At 70.6% G+C, this 22419-nt stretch carries 9 protein-coding genes; 3 read left to right on the top strand and 6 right to left on the bottom strand.

All coding sequences use genetic code 11. The annotated features are described in order from the left end of the window. The 4 genes from D7W81_RS25235 to D7W81_RS25250 all read right to left on the bottom strand — a co-directional run. On the bottom strand, positions 1-1847 hold a 1847-nt coding region (locus D7W81_RS25235), incomplete at its 3' end, for a condensation domain-containing protein (protein ID WP_147445614.1). A gap of 2 nt (positions 1848-1849) precedes the next feature. Next, a complete protein-coding gene (locus tag D7W81_RS25240) occupies positions 1850-7801 on the bottom strand; it encodes a type I polyketide synthase (protein ID WP_120557954.1) in 5952 nt (1983 codons plus the stop codon). Positions 7802-7840: 39 nt separating this feature from the next. After that, positions 7841-12499, bottom strand: coding sequence for a type I polyketide synthase (locus D7W81_RS25245; RefSeq protein ID WP_120557955.1), 4659 nt, complete (start codon positions 12497-12499; stop codon positions 7841-7843). Positions 12500-12544: 45 nt separating this feature from the next. Beyond that, entirely contained in the window at positions 12545-17938 is a 5394-nt protein-coding gene (locus tag D7W81_RS25250; RefSeq protein ID WP_158621683.1) for a non-ribosomal peptide synthetase, read from the bottom strand. A gap of 712 nt (positions 17939-18650) precedes the next feature. Here D7W81_RS25250 and D7W81_RS25255 point away from each other — a divergent pair. The 3 genes from D7W81_RS25255 (at position 18651) to D7W81_RS25265 (ending at position 20260) form a co-directional block, all read left to right on the top strand. Beyond that, a complete protein-coding gene (locus D7W81_RS25255) occupies positions 18651-19220 on the top strand; it encodes a hypothetical protein (protein ID WP_147445615.1) in 570 nt (189 codons plus the stop codon). A gap of 94 nt (positions 19221-19314) precedes the next feature. Further along, positions 19315-20037 carry a DUF1775 domain-containing protein gene (locus D7W81_RS25260; RefSeq protein WP_120557958.1) on the top strand — a complete coding sequence of 241 codons (723 nt, stop codon included), beginning with the start codon at positions 19315-19317 and terminating at the stop codon, positions 20035-20037. A gap of 22 nt (positions 20038-20059) precedes the next feature. Then, positions 20060-20260, top strand: a complete 201-nt coding sequence (locus D7W81_RS25265) for a putative periplasmic lipoprotein (protein WP_147445616.1) — start codon at positions 20060-20062, stop codon at positions 20258-20260. Here the strand turns inward: D7W81_RS25265 and D7W81_RS25270 are convergent. Then, entirely contained in the window at positions 20254-21459 is a 1206-nt protein-coding gene (locus D7W81_RS25270) for a hypothetical protein (RefSeq protein WP_306440905.1), read from the bottom strand. The genes D7W81_RS25265 and D7W81_RS25270 overlap by 7 nt on opposite strands. Before the next feature lie 110 nt (positions 21460-21569). After that, positions 21570-22229, bottom strand: coding sequence for a hypothetical protein (locus D7W81_RS25275; RefSeq protein WP_208721454.1), 660 nt, complete (start codon positions 22227-22229; stop codon positions 21570-21572). Between the last annotated feature and the right edge of the window lie 190 nt (positions 22230-22419).

Raw genomic sequence — 22419 nt, forward strand, 5'->3', positions numbered from 1 at the left:
GTGGTGGGCTCGCGGGCAATCTCCTCCCAGCCCGTGTCCAGCTTCACCACCTTCGCGTCGGAAGCCGGCAGCCGCGCCAACAACCGCTCCTGCACCAGGAGGACCGGCGGACGCGCGTCCTCCAGCATCCAGCCCAGGCGCTCCTGCGGGTAGCCGGGGTCCAGCGGCACATACGCGCCGCCCGCCTTCAGCGTGCCCAGCAGGCCCACCACCATCTCCAGCGACCGCTCCACGCACAGGCCCACGCGGACTTCCGGCCCCACGCCGTGCTTGCGCAGCGCGTGCGCCAGCTGGTTCGCGCGCGTGTCCAGCTCCCGGTAGGTGAGGCGGCTGCCCTCGAACTCCAGGGCGACGGCGTCTGGCGTGCGCGCCACCTGCGCCTCGATGAGCGACGTGAGCGTCGCTTCCTTCGGGTGCGTGACGGCGGTGTGGTTCCAGTCCTTCAGCACGCGCTGGCGCTCGGCATCGGGCAGCAGCGGCAGGCGGGAGATGGACAGGTCCGGCTGCGCGACGATGCCTTCCAGCAGCGTCAGGTAGTGGCCCAGCAGCCGCTCCGCCGTGGAGCGCTCGAAGAGGTCGGTGCTGTACTCGGCGATGACGCGCAGGCCCTGCGGCAGGTCCACCAGCAGGAGCGACAGGTCGTACTTCGTCGTGCCGGTGTCCACCGGCTTCGCCTCCATCACCAAGCCCGGGGCCTCCAGGGCCGGCATGGGCGCGTTCTGGAGGACGAACATCACCTGGAAGATGGGCGAGTGGCTGAGGTGCCGCTCCGGCTTGAGCGCGTCCACCAGCCGCTCGAAGGGGATGTCCTGGTGCGCGTACGCGTCCAGCGTGGACTCGTGCACGCGGCGCAGCAGCTCCTTGAACGTGGGATTGCCGGACAGGTCCGAGCGCAAGGCCAGCATGTTCACGAACAGCCCGATGAGCCCTTCCACCTCCGCGCGCGGACGGCCCGCGATGGGCGTGCCCACCACGATGTCGTCCTGCCCGGTGTAGCGCGACAGCAGCACGTTGAAGGCCGACAGCAGCGTCACGAAGAGCGTGCGGCCCTCGCGCTGGCCCAGCGCCTTGAGCGCCTGGGTGAGGGCGGGGGACAGGTGCATCACCTGGCGCTCGCCCTTGGAGCTCATCAGCGCCGGGCGCGGCTTGTCCTGCGGCAGCTCCAGCAGCGCGTGCGGGTTGAGGCGGTTCTTCCAGTAGGTGAGCTGGCGCTCCAGCTCCGCGCCCTGGAGCCAGTCCTTCTGCCACGCCGCCCAGTCCGCGTACTGGATGGGCAGTGGCTTCAACGGCGAGGGCTGACCCTCCAGGCAGGCCCGGTAGAGCATGGCCAGCTCGTGCACGAGCACGCCCATGGACCAGCCGTCGGACACGATGTGGTGCTGATCCACCAGCAGCACCTGCTCACCGTTGCCCAGGAGCATCAGCACCGTGCGCAGCAGCGGGCCCTGCTCCAGGCTGAAGGGCTGCTGCGCGAGCTCCACCACGCGCCGCTGCGCCTCCGCCTCACGCTCGGTCACAGGCAGCCCCTGGAGGTCCATCACCTCCAGCGGCACCTCGCCCGTGGAGGCGATGAGCTGCACGGCGCCGCCCTCGCGCTCCTGGAAGGTGGTGCGCAGCGTGTCGTGCCGCTCCACCAGCAGGGCCAGGGCGCGGCCGAGCGCGTCCGTGTCCACGGCGCCCGTCAGGCGCACCGCGGTGGGCATGTGGAACGCCGCGCTGCCGGGGCTCCACTTGTCCAGGAACCACATCCGCTCCTGCGCGAAGGACAGGGGCGCCTGCTTCGCCGCCGGGCGCGACTTGTCCTTCAGGAGCTGCGCCAGCCGTGCTCGCTTCTCTTCGGGCGTCATGTTCAGGCCGCGTCCTCGCTGCTGCTACCGCCACCGGCGTCACCACCACCCGCGTCTTCCATCACCGCGAGCAGCTCCGCCACCTGTTCGTCCGAAAGCTGGTCCATGTTCTCCAGCAGCTTCTCCGCCTCGGCCGCGGACACCTTCTGCTTCGCGGCGGGTGTGACGACCTGCGCGGCCACGGGGAGCGGCGCGGGCGTGGCGCCCTCCACGGAGTAGCCCAGCCGCTCGATGACGGCGTGCGTGGACGCGTCGAACGCGCGGGGCCACTTGATGCGCTTCCAGGACTCGCCCATCTTCTTCTCGATGCCCTGGTGCTGGAGGATGTTGGGGTCGCCCAGGCCACCCATCATGCGGTCCTTCTTGCCGTCGTACGGCTGGACCATGCGCTCGTCGAACTCGAGCCCCAGGAACCGGGCCACGCCGGTCATCACCTTGGTGGGGTCCGCGACCAGGTCCTCGTAGCGGACCCAGTGGCAGCGCTCACGGCCGATGCCGTCGAAGAAGTTGAGCAGGTTCCGGTTGGACAGGGCCCACACCGTCTCCGCCACCACGTAGGGGTCCACGTCCGCGTCACCGAAGAGGCCGGCGGCGAAGAGGCGGTCGAAGCGCATCCGGAGGATGGACTCCATCACCGGGAGCGGGTGGCGGTAGAGGTAGATGTACTTGTTGCCCTCGAACATCCGCTCCGCGCGCTCCAGCGTCTCCACGTCCATGGCGTACGTGGGCGTCTTGTCCACGAGCAGCCGGGGCGCGGACTTCTCCTGGAGGCGGCGGTAGACGTCCTGCGCGGACACGTCGTCCGCGACCAGCCGGTCCACCAGCGCGGCGCCGGCGGGCGAGTCCAGCTTCTCCAGCTCCATGAGCGCCCACTGCAGACCGCCCGTGGTCCACTCCATCTCGGAGCCGAAGCCGATGTTCTCGCGCCACTCGCGCATGCCCTCGAAGAAGAGCAGGTTCACTTCCGGCGGGCAGAACAGCCGGGGGTGTCCGGCCAACATCACGCGGAACAGCGTGGAGCCCGCGCGCGGGCTGGAGTGCACGAACACCATGGGCGGGTTCTTCTTCGCCGTGTTGGTGCGCTGCCCACCGGACGTCTGGGCGCGGTAGGGCTTGAGCGGGTACGCGGACAGCGGCTTGTTCTCCGCGAAGCGCTGCGGATCCTGCAGGCGGTCCATCTCCACGAGCAGGTACTTGGACAGCTCCGGGATGGACGGATGCGCCTGCACCTCGTGCGGGTAGAGCTGGAACTTGAAGTCCTGCCGCAGGTCGTACTCCAGCTCCGCGCCCAGCGCGTGCAGGTCGTAGCCCTTGAGGCTGCCGTCCGCGGGCAGCTTGTCCAGCGGGATGCGCAGCCCTTCGGAGATGTGGTGGCGCAGGTACTCGGTGAGCAGGGTGGGGCGCTCGGTGGGGAACGCGGTGCGCAGGCGCTCCGCGATGGGCTTCTCCGTGGAGGCCGCGCGCTTGCCCAGCTCCTGCTCCACGCGCCCGGCGACGCCGGCCACGGTGGGCGTCTCGAAGAGGCCGCGCAGCGACAGGTCCACCTTCAGCACCGAGTGGATGTGGTTGCGCAGCTGCGTGGCCAAGAGCGAGTGGCCCCCCAGCTCGAAGAAGTTGTCGTTGATGCCGATGCCGTCGATGCCCAGCACCTGCTCCCAGACGCCCGCGACGGTCTTCTCCAGCTCCGTGCGCGGCGCGGCGTACGGCGTGAGGATGGAGGGACGCGCGTGCTTGCCCTTCGCCGCGTCCTTCTTGCCCTTCTCCGCCTTCGTGGCGCGCGGGCCCTGGCGCTGTCGCGCGGCCAGACTGCCGGTGGAGATGGCCAGCTGGCCCTCACCGTGAGACAGCGCGCGGCGCAGCGCCTCCAGGCCTTCGGCGGGCTGGATGGCGAACTGGGCCAGGGTGGGGGACAGCTCCGCCATGGCCTGCGCGTCCGCGAACTGCCACGCGTCCCAGTCCACGCTCAGCCACGGGTAGGCGAACCCTTCCGTGCGCGCTTCCGCGAACGCGTCCATGAAGGCGCTGGCGGAGGCCTGCGCCACCTGGCCCAGGCCGCCCAGCACGGACGACAGCGACGACACGAGGAGGCAGAACGCGGGGCCTTCCTTGGGGAGCACCTCTTCCAGCACCCGCACGCCGTGCACCTGCGGGCGGAAGTGCCAGGCGCACTCCTCCGGGCCCGTCTCCGCGATGGTGCCCAGCGTGGCGCCCTGCATGCCGCCCGCCGCGTGGATGACGCCGTCGATGCGGCCGAAGCGCGCCACCGCCGCGTCCACCACGCCGCGCATGGACTCCACGTCGGTGAGGGCCGCGGGCAGCACCAGCATCTCCACGCCGGTACGCTCCAGGGCCAGCGCGCGCTGGATGCGGCGGGACACCGCGTCCTGCACGCCGTGCTTCTCCACCCACGCCGTCCACTGGCCGCGGCTGGGGAAGTCCGCCGTCTCCACCAGGGTCAGCTTCGCCTGGTGCACCGTGGCCAGCTCGGACGCCAGCGCATGGCCGATGCCGGCGAGGCCGTCGGTGATGAGGTACGCGCCACCGTCGCGCAGCGCCTGCGCGCCGGCCGCCTCCAGGCGCACGGGCTCGAAGGTCTGCACCCAGCGCTGGCGGCCACGCAGGGCCACCACCGCGTCACGCGCCTCCGAGCACAGCTCCGCCGCCAGCCGGTCCACCACGGCGCCCGCGTCGCCGGGCACCACGTCCACGAAGCGGCAGGAGAGGTTCGGGTACTCCTGCGGCAGCACGCGCGTGGGGCCCACCAGCAGCGCCTGCTCCGGCAGCTGCGTGTCCGCCTGCTCCACGCGGGCGGAGCGGCTGGTCACCACGGACCAGGTGAGCGGCTCCAGGTGGCCCGTCTCGCTCAGGGCGCGCGCGAGGAACAGCTGGCTGTGGAAGCCCAGGTCCAGCGACGCGGGCTCCCGCGACAGGCTCCACAGGTGCACGATGTTCGCGAACGCACGGCCCTGCTTCTTCAGGGCGTCCAGCACCGCGCAGAAGTCCTCGCGGTGCGTGGGGTTCACCGTGAACGTGCCGTCCGGGCGCTGCTCGAAGCGCGCGCCAGGGACGACGCGGAAGATGTCCCCGCCCAGCTTCGGCGCCAGGGCGTCCGCCACGCCGGTGTCGTCCGCGAACACGAGCCAGCCCGCGCCCGCCGCGTCCTTCGCCTTGGGCAGCGGGGACAGCTTCCACGACGGCGCGTAGAACCAGTCCGCCACGTCCGCGCGCTTCGCCAGCGACGCGGGCGCATCCGTGCGGGCACCCCCGCTCAGCGGCTTCGCGTCGATCCAGTAGCGCTCGCGCTGGAAGGGGTAGGTGGGCAGCGGCACGCGGCGGCGCTGCTCGTTCGCCGCGAAGCCCTTCCAATCCACCGTCACGCCGCCCAGCCACAGCCGGCCCAGCGCGCTCAGCAACACCTGGAGGTCCTGCGTCTGCTCGCGCGGGTGCCGCGTGGAGGACACGAGCACGCGTCCTTCCGCGCCCGGCTGCTGCTTCGCCAGCGTGTTGAGCACCGTGCCTGGGCCCACTTCCAAGAGGGCCGCCTGCGGCCACTTGCGAGACAGCTCCTGGAGGCCCGCGGAGAAGCGCACGGCCTGGCGCAGGTGCGTGGCCCAGTAGTCGGGGCTCGTGGCCTGCGCGGCTTCAATCCAGGTGCCCGTCACGTTGGACAGGAAGGGCAGGGTGGGGGCGCTGAGCTTCACCTGCCGCACGCGCGCGGTGAAGGGCGCGAGGATGGGGTCCATCATCGCGGAGTGGAACGCGTGCGACGTGTGCAGCCGCGACACCTCCACGCCCTGCGCCTCCAGCTTCGTCTGGAGCGCGTCCACCGCGTCGGTGGGACCGGCCACGACGGTGAAGCCCGGCGCGTTCACCGCCGCCACGCTGATGTTCGCGGGGAGCAGCGGCTTGAGCGCGGACTCCTCCAGCTTCGCGGACAGCATGGCGCCCGAGGGCAGCCGCTGCATCAGCTTGCCGCGCGCGGCCACCAGCGCCAGCGCGTCGTCCAGGCTGAACACGCCCGCGAGGCACGCGGCCACGTACTCACCGATGCTGTGCCCCAGCATCGCGGAGGGCTTCACGCCCCAGACCATCCACAGCTTCGCCAGCGAGTACTCCACGGCGAAGAGCGCGGGCTGCGTCAATTCCGTGCGCGTCAGCGCCTGCGTCGCCGCTTCCGCCTTGGAGGCCTCCGGGAAGAGGACCGTGCGCAGGTCCAGGCCCAGGTGCGGCGTCAGCTTGTCCGCGCACGCGTCCAGGTGCCGCTTGAAGGTCGGCTCGGAGGCGTACAGGTCGCGCGCCATGCCCACGTACTGCGAGCCCTGGCCGGGGAACAGGAAGGCCACCGGGCGCTCGTGCACGTCCGGCGTCTGCGTCCACAGGCGGGGGCTGCCCTCCACGTCCAGCGCGGCCATCGCGTCGTCGCGGTCGCGGCACACCAGCACGCGCCGCTTCGCCATGGCCTGACGGCCCGTCTGGAGCGTGAAGGCCACGTCCGCCAGCGCCTGCGCGGGGTGCGCCTTCAGGTGCGCGGCCAGGTTCTTCGTCGCCGCGTCCAGCGCCGCGTCGCTCTTCGCGGACAGCACCAGCAGCTGCGCGGGCCGGGACGCGCCGGACGCCGGAAGGGCCGGGGCCTCCTCCAGCACGACGTGCGCGTTGGTGCCGCCCACGCCGAAGGAACTCACGCCCGCGCGGCGCGGGTGCTTGGGGTTCGCCTGCCAGTCGGTGAGCTTCGTGTTGACGAAGAACGGGCCGCCCGCGAACGGAATCTCCGGGTTCACCTCCGACACGTGGAGGCTGGGCGGAATCTGGCGGTTCTCCAGCGTCATCACCGCCTTGATGAGGCTGGACACGCCGGCCGCGTTGGCCAGGTGGCCGATGTTGCTCTTGAGCGAGCCCACCGGAATCTTCGGAGGAGCCGCCTTGGCCGCCGCCGAGCGGAACTTGAACGCCTTGTTGAGCGCGCGCACCTCGATGGGGTCACCCATCTTCGTGCCGGTGCCGTGCGCCTCCAGGTAGCCGATGGTCTCCGGGGCCACGCCCGCGGCGCCGAGGGCCTCGGTGATGACGGTGGCCTGGCCCTCCACGCTGGGGGCGGTGAAGCCCACCTTCAGCGCGCCGTCGTTGTTGATGGCGCTGCCCTTGATGATGGCGTGGATGTGGTCGCCGTCCTGGATGGCGTCCGCCAGCCGCTTGAGCACCACCACGCCCACGCCGCTGCCGAACACCGTGCCCTCCGCCTTCGCGTCGAACGCGCGGCAGTGGCCGTCCGGGGACACGATGCCGCCGGGCACGAAGGGGTAGCCCTCCGGGTGCTTCACGTGCACGGACACGCCGCCCGCGAGCGCCAGGTCACACTCTTCATTCAAGAGGCTCTGGCAGGCCGCGTGCGTGGCCACGAGCGACGTGGAGCACGCGCTGGTGATGGAGTAGCTGGGGCCGCGCAGGTTGAGCTTGTACGCGACGCGGGTGGCCAGGAAGTCGCCACCGTTGTTCACGTCAATCTGCACCTGGTCCATGCCGCTCAGCTGGTCGAAGTTGGGGACCAGGTGGAACACCAGGTACGTGTTGGTGGCCGCGCCCGCGAACACGCCGATGGAGCCGTCGAAGCCCTCCGGCGTGTGGCCCGCCTTCTCCAGCGCCTCCCACGCGCACTCCAGGAAGACGCGGTGCTGCGGGTCCATCAGCTCCGCCTCGCGGGGCGTGAAGCCGAAGAAGCCCGCGTCGAACAGCTCCATGCCCGCGAGCGCGGCGCTGGCCTTCACGTGGCGCGGGTCCTTGCGCAGGACGGGGTCCACGCCCAGCTTCTCCAACTCCGCGTCGGGCACGGGCTGGATGGACTCCACGCCGTCGCGCAGGTTCTTCCAGAAGGAGGCCAGGTCGGGGGCGCCGGGGAAACGTCCGGCCATGCCGACAATGGCGATGGCCTGCGCGTCGATGTTCGTGTCAGCGGACATGGGGTGTCTCGGGCTTCGAAAGGTGGGGGGAGGGGACGGCTACTCCTCGTCGGAGGCGGCGTCGCCCTGACGGTTCGCGCGGCGCGCACGGCGGCGCTCCCCGCGGCTGAGCGCCTCGGTCTCCTCGGGCGCGGGTTCCGTGTCCTCGGTGCCGCTGGCGGCCTTGAGCAGCTTCGCCAGCGCCCCCACGGTGGGGCCTTCGTAGAGGGTGACGGCCGGCAGCGCGACGCCGAACTGCTCGCGCACGCGGGCAATCAGCTTCACGCCGACGAGCGAGTTGCCACCCAGCTCGAAGAAGTTGTCGTGCACGCCGACCTGGTCGATGCCCAGCGTCGTCTGCCACAGGTGGGCGATCTTCTCCTCCAGCGCGTCGCGCGGCGGCACGTAGGCGTTCTGGAGCGTGGGCCGGGGCGTGGTGCCCAGGGACGATCCCGCCTCCTGCTTCGCCTCCGACTTCTGCTCCGAGGCGGCCGGCTGGGCCCACTTGCGCGCACGGGCGCGCAGGTTGCTCGTGGACACGGCCACGTGCGACACGGCGCCCAGTTGGAAGAGCTGCTCGAAGGCGTCCTCGCCCTCCGCGGACGTGATGGCCAGCGCGCCGAACGGGCTCTGCGCGCCGCCCGCGCGGGACTCGTACTGCCACGCGTCCCAGCCCACGCTCATCCACGGCACCGGCGACGTCTGCGCCTGCTTCGTGGCGAACGCGTCCATGAAGGACGTGGCCGCCGAGTACGACGCCAGCCCCAGGCCGCCCAGCACCGCCGCCAGCGACGACGACAGCACGCAGAAGTCCAGCGAGCGTCCGCGCACGGCCTCCTCCAGCGCGTACAGCCCGCGCACGCGGCCGTGGAAGGTGTCGCGCACGTCCTCGGGCCGGGTGTCCGGGATGGCGCGGAAGAGCGCCTGCCCCACGTCACCCGCCGCGAACACCACGCCGTGCAGCGTGCCGAAGTGCGTGAGCGCCTCGTCCACCGCCGCCTTCACCTGGACCTTGTTGCCCGCGTCCACGGACACGGTGTGGACCTGGGCGCCCAGCGCCTCCAGCTCCCGCACCTGACGGATGCGGCGGGAGACAGCGTCGTCCTCGCCATGGGCGGACAGGTGCGCGTCCCACTGCGAGCGCTCCGGCAGCGCGGTGCGGCCCGCGAGCACCAGCTTCGCCTTCGCGCGCTTCGCCAGCGACTTCGCATGGGAGAAGCCCAGCGTGCCGAAGCCGCCGATGAGGAGGTACACGCCCCCGTCGCGCAGCGGGAGCTGAGCGGCGCGCGGTGCGTCCGCCGGCACGTGCTCGAAGTGCTGCACCCAGCGGGCGCCGCCCCGGTACGCGATGACGGTCTCCAGCTTGGACGGCGTGGCGGCCTCGGACAGCAGCGACTCCACCAGCGCCGTCTCCTGCCAGCTGCCGGACGGCGGCAGGCGCACGTCCACGGCCTTCGCGGACAGGTGGCCGTACTCCTGCGGAATGACGCGCACCGGGCCCAGCACCGTGGCCAGCTCCGGGTTCGGCGCCTCGTCACCCAGCGCCTGCATGCGGTTCGTCACCGCGACCAGGGACACCGGGCGCGTGCCGGGCTGACGGCCCAGGGCCTGCGCCAGGGACAGGAGCCCCAGGAAGCCCTTGCCCAGCGCGGCCTCGAAGTCCGCCTCGCCGTGGGCGTCACCCAGGCCCAGCGTGCCCAGGTGCAGCACGTGGTCCGGCGCGCGGCCCTGCGCGGTGAGCGCCTCCAGCACCGTGGCCTCGCCACCCAGCGCGAGCGACCAGTGGTGCTCGTCGTGCTTCGCGGTGACGGCGGCCGGGGTGATGCGCACCACGTCCTGGCCGGCCTCGCCCAGCTTGAGCGCGAGCCGCGCGCCCAGGCCCTCGTTGGCGTCGTCCGGGAGCAGCAGCCACCAGGTGGCCTTCTTCTCGCTCCAGGCGCCCTGCGGCGACGGCAGCGCGCGCTGCCACGACGGCAGGTAGAACCAGCGGGCCACGGGCTGCTTCTGATCCGCGGAGGCCCACTCGGAGCGCTCGCCGTCGGCGGCGGTCTCCTTGCGCGGGTCCACCCAGTGGCGCTGCCGCTCGAAGGGGGACGTGGGCAGCGCGATGCGGCGGCGCTTCTCTCCGCCCCGGAACGCGTCCCAGTCCGCCTCCACGCCCTCCAGCCACAGCCGGCCCAGCGTGGCCAGCACGTGGTCCAGGTCCGCGACCTGCTCCTTCGGGTGGCGCAGCGAGTTGATCAGCGCGTGCTTCGCGCCCTTGTCCGGGTGCTGCCGCGCCAGGGTGACGAGCGTGTTGCCCGGGCCCACCTCCAGCAGGATGGCGTCGGACTCCTTCATCAGCTCCGCCACGCCGTCCGCGAAGCGCACCGCGCCGCGCAGGTGCTTCGCCCAGTAGTCGGGGCTCGTGGCCTGCTCGGCCGTCACCCAGGTGCCGGTGACGTTGGACAGGTAGGGCTTCGTGGGCGCCTTCCGGGCCACCTTGCGCACCGCCTCGCGGAAGGCGTCCAGGATGGGGTCCATCATCGCGGAGTGGAACGCGTGCGACGTGTGCAGCCGCGAGGACGCCAGGCCCTGGAGCTTCAGCGTCTCCACGAACGCGTCCACCAGCGGCGTGGGGCCGGCGACCACGCACGTGGCCGGGCTGTTCACCGCCGCCACGGACAGGCCCTCCGGCAGCATGGGCGTGACGTGCTCTTCCGGCAGCGACACCGCGAGCATGGAGCCCGCGGGCAGCGACTGCATCAGCCGGCCGCGCGCGGCCACCAGCGCCAGCGCGTCGTCCAGCGTGAACACGCCCGCGAGGCACGCGGCCACGTACTCACCGATGCTGTGGCCCACCATCGCGTGCGGCGTCACGCCCCACGACTCCCAGAGCTTCGCCAGCGCGTACTCGATGACGAACAGCGCGGGCTGGGTGAGGCCGGTCTGCTTGAGGCGCTCGGAGGCAAGCTCGCGCGACTCCGCGGCCGGGTACAGCACGGTGCGCAGGTCCTGGCCCAGGTGCGGCTTGAGCTTCTCCGAGCAGGTGTCCACCTGGGCGCGGAAGAACGCGTCCGTCTCATACAGCTCGCGGCCCATGTCCACGTACTGCGAGCCCTGCCCGGAGAACATGAACATCACCGGACGGCCGCTGTTCTCCGCGGTGCCGCTGAACACGCGGCCGGGGGTGCGCTCCGCCAGCGCGGAGGCCAGCTCCGCCGTGGTACGCGCCACCACCGCGCGCCGCTTGCCGAAGCGCTTGCGTCCCAGCTGAAGCGTGTGGGCCACGTCCGCCAGGTCCACGGTGGGGTTCTCGCGCAGGTGCGCGGCCAGCCGGTCCGTGGCGGCCTCCAGCGAGGCTTCCGTGCGCGCCGACAGCAGCACCACCTGCGCGGGCAGGCGGGCCTTGTCGGTGGCGGGCAGCTCCGGCGCCTCCTCCAGGATGGCGTGCGCGTTGGTGCCGCCCATGCCCAGCGACGTGACGCCCGCGCGGCGCGGCGTCTCACCGCGCGGGAAGTCGCGCAGCTCCGTGTTCACGTAGAACGGGCTGTTGGGGAAGTCGCACGCCGGGTTGGGCGTCTTGAAATTGAGGCTGGGCGGAATCACCTTGTGGTGCAGCGTGAGGGCCGCCTTGATGAAGCCCACCGCGCCTGCCGCCGAGTCCAGGTGGCCGATGTTGCTCTTCACCGAGCCCAGCGCGCAGAAGTTCTTCTTGTCCGTGCCCTGGCGGAAGGCCTGCGTCAGCGCCGCGACTTCAATCGGATCACCGACCTTGGTCGCCGTGCCGTGCGCCTCCACGTAGCCGATGGAGTCCGGATCCACGCCCGCCACCGCCTGCGCCAGCGCGATGACCTCCGCCTGCCCCGCGACGGCCGGGGCCATGTAGCTGACCTTCTGCGAACCGTCGTTGTTCACCGCCGAGCCGCGCACCACCGCGTAGACGGTGTCACCGTCCTTGAGCGCGTCCGACAGGCGCTTGAGCGCGACCACCGCCGCGCCGTGGCCCGCGACGAAGCCCGCGGCCTCCGCGTCGAAGGTGTGGCAGTGGCCGTCCGGCGCCGTGGTGCCACCCTCGTGGTACAGGTAGCCCGCCTTCTCCGGGAAGTGGATGGACACGCCACCGGCCAGGGCCATGTCGCACTCGAACGACAAGAGGCTCTGGCAGGCGTAGTGGATGCAGGTGAGCGACGTGGAGGACGAGGACTGGACCGTGACGGCCGGGCCCTTCAGGTCCATCCGGTACGCCACTTCGGTCGTGAGGCTGTCCTTGTCGTTGCCGATGGACGCCTGGAGGCTCTCCACCGACGCGACGTGCGCCAGGTGCGAGTACAGGTTGGAGAGCAGGTACGTGTTCATGCTCATGCCGCCGAACACGCCCACGCGGCCGGGCTGGCGCTCCGGGCTGTAGCCGGCGGCCTCCATGGCCTCCCACGCGCACTCCAGGAAGACGCGGTGCTGCGGGTCCATCAGCGCGGCCTCGCGGGGGTTCATCCCGAAGAAGGCCGCGTCGAACTGATCCGTGTCGCCCAGCGTGCCGCGGGCCTTCACGTAGTTGGGCGCGCGCACCATGGCGGGGTCGGCGCCTTCGGCAATGAGCTCCTCGTCGGTGAAGAACGTGATGCTCTCCACGCCGCCGGTGAGGTTCTTCCAGAACTCGGCGATGGTCTTCGCGCCAGGCAGGCGTCCGCCCAGGCCGATGACCGCGATGCCATCCACTTCGGGAGTCTCAGTGCTCATGAAGCCGTCCTTCGAAACCTGGGGGGTGTGCCTGAAAGTCGTTCGTTACTTGCCGCGGCCGCGCGTCTGCTGACGCCGCGCCTGGGCGGCACGGCGGCGCTCCGCCTCGTCCTTGATCTTCTGGGAGGCCGCGCCCGAGTCCTCGCCCTTGTTCGCCAGGTGCTGAGCGAGCGCGCTCACGGTGGTGAACTTGAACATGTCCACGAGCGCCAGGTCCGCGCCCAGCTCTTCCCGCATGCGCCGGTGGGCCTGCGCGATGAGCAGCGAGTTGCCACCCAGCTCGAAGAAGTTGTCGTTGAGGCCGACGCGCTCCACCTTGAGCACCGCGGCCCAGATGGCCGCCACGCTGCGCTCCACCGCGCTCTGCGGCTGGGCGTAGGCCACGCCGGAAGCCAGGCGCGCCCCTTCCGGCGCGGGCAGCGCCTTCGCGTCCACCTTGCCGTTGGGCGACAGGGGCAGCGCGGACAGCGGCACGTACGCGGACGGCAGCATGTACGGCGGCAGCGCCTCCGCGAGGAAGGTGTTCAGGTCGGAGTGCGTGGGCGCGGGCTCGCCCAGCACCACGTACGCCACCAGCCGCTTGTCCCCGGGCGAGTCCTCGCGCGCCATCAGGAACGCTTCCTTCACGGCGGGGTGGCGGCGCACGGCGGCCTCCACCTCACCCAGCTCGATGCGGAAGCCGCGGATCTTCACCTGATCATCCGCGCGGGACAGGAACGTGAGCACGCCGTCCGGCATCCAGCGCGCGCGGTCGCCCGTGCGGTACAGGCGCTCGCCCTTGCCGGAGCCGAACGGATTCGCGATGAAGCGCTCCGTGGTCAGCTCCGGCCGCTTCCAGTACCCGCGCGCCACGCCCAGGCCGCCCACGTACAGCTCACCGGCGACGCCCACGGGCAAGAGGTTGCGCTCCGCGTCCAGCACGTAAACGTCCGTGTTGATGACGGGCCGGCCAATGGGCACCCACGCGTGCCCCTGCAGGTCCTCCACCGCCATGCGGTGGTAGGTGGAGCACACGGTCGTCTCCGTGAGGCCGTAGCCGTTCACCACCGGCACCGTGGCGAGCAGCTTCTCCACGTCGCTGGCCACCAGCGCCTCGCCGCCGGAGAGCACCAGCTTGAGCGGCGGCAGTTGCTCCAGGCGCGCGTTGAGCCCGGCGATGACCGCGGGCACCGTGCTCACGATGGTGACGGTGTGGCGGGTGATGAGCTGGTAGAGCTTCTCCTGATCGAGGATCTCCTCCTCGGTGGGCAGCACCAGCGCGCCACCCGTGCACAGCAGCGGGAGGATCTCGCCCACGAAGCTGGCGGAGGCCACCGACGTGAGCGGCAGCATCCGGTCCGTTGCCGCAGGCGCGTAGGACTCCACGAACGAGCGGACGAGGTTGGCCAGGCCGCCGTGCTCCAGCATCACGCCCTTGGGCTGGCCGGTGGAGCCGGAGGTGTAGACGAGGCACGCCAGGTCCCCGGCCGCCACCGTCGCGGCGGGCGCCGAGGACAGCGCGCCGTCCAGCGGCTGATCCACGAACAGCGTGCGTGCCGTCATGCCGGCGGGCAGCGTGCGCTGGAGCCAGGACTGCGTGAGCAGCACCGGCGCCTGCGTGTCGCCCAGGATGAAGGCCACGCGCTCGGACGGGTAGGCGGGGTCGATGGGCACGTACGCAGCGCCCGCCGCCATCACGGCCAGCACCGACACCAGCGTCTCCACCGAGCGCTCCAGGCAGATGCCCACGATGTCGCCCGGCTTCACGCCCGCGCCGCGCAGCCACGCCGCCAGCTGCCCCGCGCGAGCGTCCAGCTCACGGTAGGTCAGCTGCGCGTCCTTGAAGAGGACCGCGACGTTGTCCGGGGTGCGCGCCACCTGCGCCGCGAAGAGCGCGGGCAGCATGTCCGCCTGCGTGAGCGGCACGCGCGGACCCTTCCAGGTCTCCAGCAGCTGCTGCTGTTCGCCCTGGGTGAGCAGCGGCAGTCCCGCGAGCGCGCGGCCCGGCTGGGCGGCGATGCCGGACAGCAGCGTGGCCAGGTGCCCGGCCATGCGCTCGATGGTGCCCGCCTCGAAGAGGTCGGTGTTGTACTCGAAGGAGGCCACCAGCTCGCCGTCCGCCTCGCCCATGGTGAGCGTGAGGTCGAACTGCGCGCCGCCGTGCGACAGCAGCAGCGATTCGATGGGCAGGCCCGCCACGGTGGACTTCGCGCCCGGGATGTCCAGGGCGAAGGGCGTGAGGCCGCGCTCGTCCAGCTTGGAGGCCCGCTGGTAGACGAACATCACCTGGAACAGCGGCGAGCGGCTCTGGTCACGCACCGGCTGCAGCCGGTCCACCAGCGCGCTGAAGGGGTAGTCCTGGTGCTCCAGCGCGCCCAGCATCGTCTGGCGCGTCTGGGCCAGGTAGTCCGTGAAGGACAGGGTGGGGGACGGCCGCGTGCGCACCACCAGCGGGTTGACGAAGTAGCCGGTGATGCCCGCCAGCTCCGCGCGTCCGCGGCCCGCGCTCACCACGCCCAGCGTGAAGTCCTGCTGGCCGGTGTAGCGGTGCAGGAGCACCTGGAACGCCGTCTGGAGCACCATGTTCGGCGTGGCGCCGTGCTCGCGCGCAAGCGTCTTCACCGCGCTCGCGACGTTCGCGTCCAGCCGGGTGGTGTGGACGTGGCCGTTGAAGGTCTGCGCCGGGGGACGCGGGTGGTCCGTGGGCAGGTCCAGCACCGGCAGCGTGCCGGACAGCTGCTCGCGCCAGTACTTCTCCAGCGCCTGGCCGCGAGCGCCCGTGAGCATCTCCGCCTGCCAGCGCGCGTAGTCCGCGTAGGTGCGCGCGGGCTGCGCCAGCGAGGGCCGCTTGCCCAGCTTGAGCGCGGGGTAGAGCGCGTCCAGTTCCTCCGCCATCACCGCCAGCGACCAGAAGTCGGTGACGATGTGGTGCATCGCGATGAGCAGCGCGTGGTCCTCCGAGGACCGCGACACCAGCCGCACGCGCAGCAGCGGCCCCTTCTCCAGGTCGAACGGGCGGCGGGCCTCGGCGGACAGGTGCTCCGCGACCTGCGCGTCGCTCCAGCCCTTCGCGTCCGTGGTGGTGAAGTCCAGCGGCAGCTCCGCGTGCACGCGCTGCACGGGGCCGGTGGCCGCCATGACGAACGTGGTGCGCAGGGCCGGGTGGCGGGCCACCAGCGCCTCGAAGGCGCCCTTCAGGGCATTGGCATCCAGCCCTGCGCGCACGCGCACGGCGACTGGCACGTGGTAGGCCGCGCTGTCCGGCGCGAGCTGGTGCATGAACCACAGCGCCTGCTGGCCTCCGGACAGGGGCGCGTCACCCGTGGCGGACGAGGCGGCCACCGCGCTGGAGGACTGCTGGGACGGGGGCGCCGACAGCAGCGTCACCACGGCTTCGGCCAGCTTCGACAGCGACACGCCCTGGAGCACGTCCGACAGCGGCAGGTCGATGCCCAGCCCCGCGTCCACGGCGCTCTTGAAGTCCACCGCCATCAGCGAGTCCACGCCGTAGGCATGCAGCGGCTTGTTCGTGTCCACCTGGGCGGTGGGCAGGCGCAGCACCTGCGCGGCCTGCTCCTGGAGGAACACCGCCACCATGGCGCGGCGCGCGGTGGGGTCCTGCACCACCGCCAGCATCTTCTGCAGCATGCTGGTGTCGGGGCCTACGGGCGCGGTGGTGGCGGCTTCCGGAGTGGCCGTCGATGCCGTTGAAGGAGCCCGGGCCTCGGGCGCCTGGACCGGCGCGGCGGCGATGACGCTCTTGTGCAGCGCCTCCAGCGTGTCCGCGACGTACTCCGCGCGGGTGGCGAAGCGCTGGATCTTGCCGCTGGACGTCTTCGGGATGGCGCCCGGCCCCAGCAGCACCACGCCCTGGGCCTGCAGGTCATGCCCGGCCGCGACGGCCTGCCGGATGCCCTGCGCCAGCGCGTCCAGGTCCACGCCGTCGCGCTCCACCGCGCGGCGGTCCACCTCGGTCACGACGATGATGCGCTCTTCGTCATCCTGCTCGATGGAGAACGCCGCCGTGCAGCCGGGGCGGATGGCGGGGTGGGAGGACTCCACCGTGCGCTCGATGTCCTGCGGGTAGTGGTTGCGCCCGCGGATGATGATCAGGTCCTTCAGGCGGCCCGTCACGAACAGCTCGCCGTCCGCGAGGAAGCCCAGGTCGCCCGTGCGCAGGAACGGCGTCGCGTCCCCCGTGCCGGCCAGAGGCTGCTGGAACGTGGTCCGCGTCTGCTCGTCGCGGCCCCAGTAGCCCTGCGCGATGCTGGGCCCCGCGACCCGGATCTCGCCCACCTGGCCCGCCGGCAGGGGCGCGCCCGTCTCCGGATGCGCGATGACCAGGCGCTGATCCGTGAGGTTGCGGCCGGAGCCCACCAGCGTCTGGGCGCCGGGGCTCGCCGCCTCCTTCGCCACCACGCGGTTGTCCTTCAGCGCGCCCCCATCCACGGTGCGCTGCACCGGCAGCTCGCGCTTGTCACCGCCAGAGGCGATGAGCGTGCCCTCCGCGAGGCCGTAGCAGGGATAGATGGCCTCCGAGCGGAAGCCCTGCGGACCGAAGGCCTCCGCGAAGCGCCGGAGCGTGTCCGGCATGATGGGCTCCGCGCCGTTGAAGGCCAGGTCCCAGTGGCTCAGGTCCAGCTTCGCGCGCTCCTCCGGCGTGGACTTGCGCACGCACAGGTCGAACGCGAAGTTGGGCCCGCCGCTCGTGGTGGCCTTGTAGCGGGAGATGGCCTCCAGCCAGCGCATGGGGCGCTTGAGGAAGTCCACCGGCGAGAACAGCGTCACCGGGAAGCCGCCGTAGAGCGGCTGCAGGATGCCGCCGATGAGCCCCATGTCGTGGTACGGCGGCAGCCAGATGACGCCCTGGCTCTGCGTGGAGTGACCGAAGCACGAGTGGATCAGCTTCGAGTTGTGCAGCAGGTTGCCGTGCGTCAGCACCACGCCCTTGGGCGACGACGTGGAGCCGGACGTGTACTGGAGGAACACCCGCGTGTCCGTGGCCACGCCGGGGTCCTTCCAGCCTTCGGCGACCTCCGCGTCCAGCGTGTCCGTGGCGATCCAGTGCAGCTCCCGCAGCTCCGGCGCCTGCTCGAAGAGCATCTCCCCCATGCCGTAGATGAAGTCGGTGGTGAGGGCGATGGTGGCCTGCGCGTCCTGGCTGATGGCCAGCAGGCGAGGCAGCGTGCGCGCCAGGCGCATGGGGTCCGGCGGATAGATGGGGACCGCGATGACGCCCGCGTACAGACAGCCGAAGAACCCGGCGATGTAGTCCAACCCGGGCGGATACAAGAGCAGCGCCCGCTGGCCCTGGGCACCGCGCGCCTGGAGCGCCGCCGCGATGGCACGCGCCTTCTGGTCCAGCTCCGCGTACGTCAGGTGCGCTTCGTCCGTTTCCCCGTCCAGCAGGAACGTAAAGCCGCGACGGTCGCCCTGGGTGCTCGCGCGGACGCGCAGCAATTCAACCAGAGTGGAAAACGCAAAGTCGGGGGCCGGGGAAGAACCGGGCGTGGTTCCAGTGGGCATGAACGCGACTCCTGGGAGGCGGGGGTGTTTCCGTGCACGGGGAGCACGGAGACGCGGATTCAGGGGCCGGGAAGCAGCGGTCGCCCGGCAAGACAGGGTTTCAAGAGGTCAGTCGCAAACAGCACCCACCGTGAAGGGGCGTTGTCTCGCGCATGTATCGTCTGGCGCGCGCGCGAGCAATCCCCCCCACCCACATTGGAGCCACACCGGAATTCGGTCGCGGCGGCGGGCTCGTGATTCAGGCGCGGGGCAGGGTGCGAATTTCATGAGGACGGAATTCGGAGAGCGTCGGGGCCGCCAGTCACTTCATCGCGCGAACGGAGGAACATTCAAACGACCCCCAAGGTCGGAAACCCGGGGACCTCCCCTGTTCGCCGGATACCCGGCGGAGTGTCCGTGTAAACGTGACACATTGGATCATGCGACGGGAACACGCGGAGTGTATGGGTCCGCCCCCTCCCGGCCAGCGTTCCCACTGTCACAACAGCGTGTGGCGCCGGGCATGTCTGTGAATTGTCAGTGAGAATTGGATTCCTTGGATTCCGCTAGGGAGTGTTTCCGGAGGATACGGGGCAGGTCCGACACGGCCCCCTGCGCGCTTGTGCCGCAGGGGCGCCCCGCGAGGCGCGTGGTAGAGGCGTGAGCCATGCCGAGGCCGGTTCGTGACGTGACACGGTGGACGTGGGGCGCGCTGCTCGTGTGCGGCGCGCTGGGCTGTTCGGTGGAGCCTCAGCTGGCGGTGACGCTGGACGTGGATGCTGGCGTGGATGCCGGGCCCGCGCCGGCGACGTGCGCGAGCGGGATCATCTGGACCGAGGCGAGCGGCGACACCGGGGCATCCATGGCGCCGGGCTACGCCTGCCGGAGCTGCCATCTGCGTCAGGCACCGTCGATGGCGTACTCCTTCATGGGCACGGTGTTCCCGGCGCTCCATGAGAAGGACGGATGTGATGCCCGGCTGGCGGAGCCGTCCAGGGTGAAGGTGGAGATATTGGATGCGGACGGCCAGGTGCGGCTCACGCTGGTGCCGAACGCCGCGGGCAACTTCCTGTCCACGACCCTCCAGCCGTCCTTCCCGCTGCCGTACCGGGCGCGGGTGGTGGGGCCGGATGGCGCGTCGCGGGTGATGGCCACGCCGCAGAGCAACGGGGACTGCAACAGCTGTCACACCGAGCAGGGAACGCAGGGGGCTCCGGGGCGCATCACGCTGCCGTGAGGATGCGAGGCGCGGACGCTGCGACAAATCACCGCAGCGGTCGCTTCACGGGGGCCTGCTATCCGGGATGCTCCATTCTTCCTGGAGTCACCCGATGAAGCTTCCCCTGGGGCCGCTGTGCGTCGTCGCGGGTTCGCTGCTGTCCTCCTCCGCCTTCGCGCACGCGGCGGTGGCGGGAGCCACGCCTCCGTATGCCGGTGCGACCTTCGAGGCCGACTTCACGGTGAGCCACGGCTGTGATGGCGCGGACACGTACAAGATGCGGGTCCAGATTCCGGAGGGCGTCACGGGCGTGCGCCCGGTGGACTCGGTGTTCGGCAAGGCCGAGGTGGAGAAGGACGCCTCCGGCAAGGTGACGGCGGTGACGTGGACCCGGCCCGCCCCGGGTGAGGTGAAGGAGGCGGACACGCACTTCTTCCACCTGGGGCTGCGCATGAAGCTGCCCGCGAAGCCGTTCACCACGGTGTTCTTCCCCACGACGCAGACGTGCCGCACGCCGGCCGGCGTGGAGACGGTGGTGGCGTGGTCCAGCACGGCCGGGGGCGAGCACAGCCATGACGGGGACGCGGGCACGCAGCCCACGGAGAACCCGGCGCCGTCGCTCTACCTGTTGCCGTCGCGGCTGCCGGGCTGGAACCAGTACACGGTGGAGGAGCACGTGCACGACCTGACCGTGTTCAAGGACGCGCTCATCGTCTGGTCTGGCACGCAGGCGTACAGCTTCAACCCCGTCACGCAGGCGCTCATCGAGAAGGAACAGGGCGTCACCGCGCTCACGCAGATCCATCCGGGCACGGTCATCTGGGTGAAGTACTAGGCCTGCACGGGAGACAGCGAACATGCGCCACTGGCTTTTTGTGTTGTGCGTCGGCGTCCTCGCCGGCTGTTCGGACAAGCCCGCGCCGCAGCCCTCGGGCCCGAGCGATGCGGGCACCATCGTGGAGGACGCGGGGACGGCCTCCGGTGTGGAGCGGCCGGGGGCGCTGGAGCGTCCGCCGCTGGAGCGGCTGCCGGACGACCTCAAGCCGCCGGCTCAGTAGCGGGAGTGTCGTTCCGCGACGCGGTAGAGCTGGGTGAGGGAGTGGTCCAGCAGTGACTGGGTGGACCGCATGTAGCGGTGGGCACGGGCGAAGGGCAACCAGACGCGGTCACCGACGCGGACCTGGGCCTCCATCCACTGCTTGCGTGGAAGCCACTGTCCGCCCAGGTGTTTGACCAGCACTTCGCCCAGGTAGGCCCCGATGGCGGGGACCGCGACGGCATCAATGTTGTGCCGTTCGAAGGTGTCCGGGAAGGTCTGCCGCCAGAAGTGGAAGTCGATGTCCGTCAGGGATTCGGGGGAGCCCTTGAGAACGGAGGGCACCGGCGTGTGGAGCAGCGCCACGAGGCGTTCCGCGAAGTACGCGTATTGCTCGAGGGCGGCTTTCGGGTCGGCTACGTCCGAGGGGAGGGCGGCGCTCAGTGGGAGCCACTCCTCCGGCTCGGGAGGGACATAGGCGTTGAGCTCCGCGATGCGCCGCTGGCGTTGGCCTATCGAGACGTATTCGGGCAGGCGCGAGAGCAGCGCGGCGACGTCTGGTGCGAAGCGGGGCTCGACGGGCGCGAGGGTCGTGCTTCGTTCGCGGAGGGTGGCCATCACGGTGTCGAAGTCCAGGTCCGGCCGGAGGTGGACCCACGCGCGGGCCTGGGCGACACGTGCGGCTTCGCTGGCGAAGTCGGCGGCCGTGGGCCAGGTGACGAGGAGGATGGAGCCGTCGGGAAGCTCTTCGACGCGGTGGGCGGGCGTGGAGCGCATGCGCTCGCGGCCGACGGTCTCCACCAGCTTCGGACCGAAGAGGTTGAGCCAATATACGGCGTAGATCTGGTCGAAGCCGTTCTCTTGGGCGACCCGTTCCTCTCTTCCGTAAAAGGGGTCTCCCGACAATTCGTCATCCGCCATGCTGTGGGCGGAGGCGTAGGACAACACCGGATACCGGATGGCCCAGGCACGGACCATCTCCACGAACGCCTGGCAGCGGGCTTCGTCCGTGAAGAGGTCGAGCGCCTTCACGTTGAGCCAGAGCTCCAACGATGGAGGCTGAGGCGGAAACCAGAGCATGAGCGTCATGTCCAGCTCGGGCTCCGTGGTGCGATAGAGCCCGACGGAGGTTGTGCACTCGTCGCGTGACTCCGCCAGTGCCTTCACAACCGCCGCGCGCGTGTAACGACGACGCCGTTTCCCCTTTGTGATGTCCGGCATCCATGCATCCGCGCCTGACTCAAGCGCGTCCAGGAAGGGCGCTAACTCCTGCAGGGGATCCGCGACGGAATTGAAGCCTCCTTCGAAAGTAAAGACGAGATTGTCATTCTTCATTGGAATTGGACCTCTACACCTTTGATGCGCCCGTTGAGTGCCTTCATCAGTAACTGTAGGGCTTTCACATCACTGGGCTTCAGGGAACCGCCCTCGTACACCAATCGGACGCGTTGTATTCGTACCAACCCTTCGAGTCCCGGCCGACGGATGTTCACCGTTTCGCCGTAATAACGGAGGGCCCCATTCGCGTCCGCTCTCATCTGGGTCCTCAATGCATTCTGGTCGAGTGAATGCATGTCGCGGCTCTTGAAGCTGAAGGTCTCCATGCGTGGCGGTTGTCCGGATGCCGGCTTCATTTCGATGACCAGCACGTCCGCGAAGCGAAGGTCCGCCTTGGTCATGCCCACGTGCGTTTCGATGCGGGGCTGATTGAAGTCCCGAAGCCACTGACGTTGCGACCGGGGCAGTGCCGCGTCGGCCCTGAGCTTGGCGACCATGAGCTGCTCAAACAGCAACCCGCGGATGAACTGCCCGCGCAGGTCCAGGTATCCCTCCCAGCGCAGGGGACCCTTCGCGGGCGTGCCCTGCTCCAACTCCGCGAGCCGTGCTTCCCGGTACCTCACGTATTCGGTCCAGAGTGGGTGCCCTTCGGCTCCCGGCGGCGCATCCCGCTCCGGCGGATGCTCCTTCAGGAAGGACACATCGCGGGACAAGCGGGGACCCGTGGTCTCCCATTCCACCTGGGCGAGCCGGGCTTCCAGGACCTCTGGCGGTACCGGTGAGCGTCAAGGTAGTTGTCGCGTGAGAGGGTTCAGCCGATGCGCTTCATCTCCTGCACTGCCGGGGTGAGGTTCGGAGAGGGGCCGAGACGGACAGGGCCCATCGGCGTCCAGTCGCGCGTGT

This window comes from Corallococcus aberystwythensis (genome assembly GCF_003612165.1).
Lineage (GTDB): Bacteria > Myxococcota > Myxococcia > Myxococcales > Myxococcaceae > Corallococcus > Corallococcus aberystwythensis.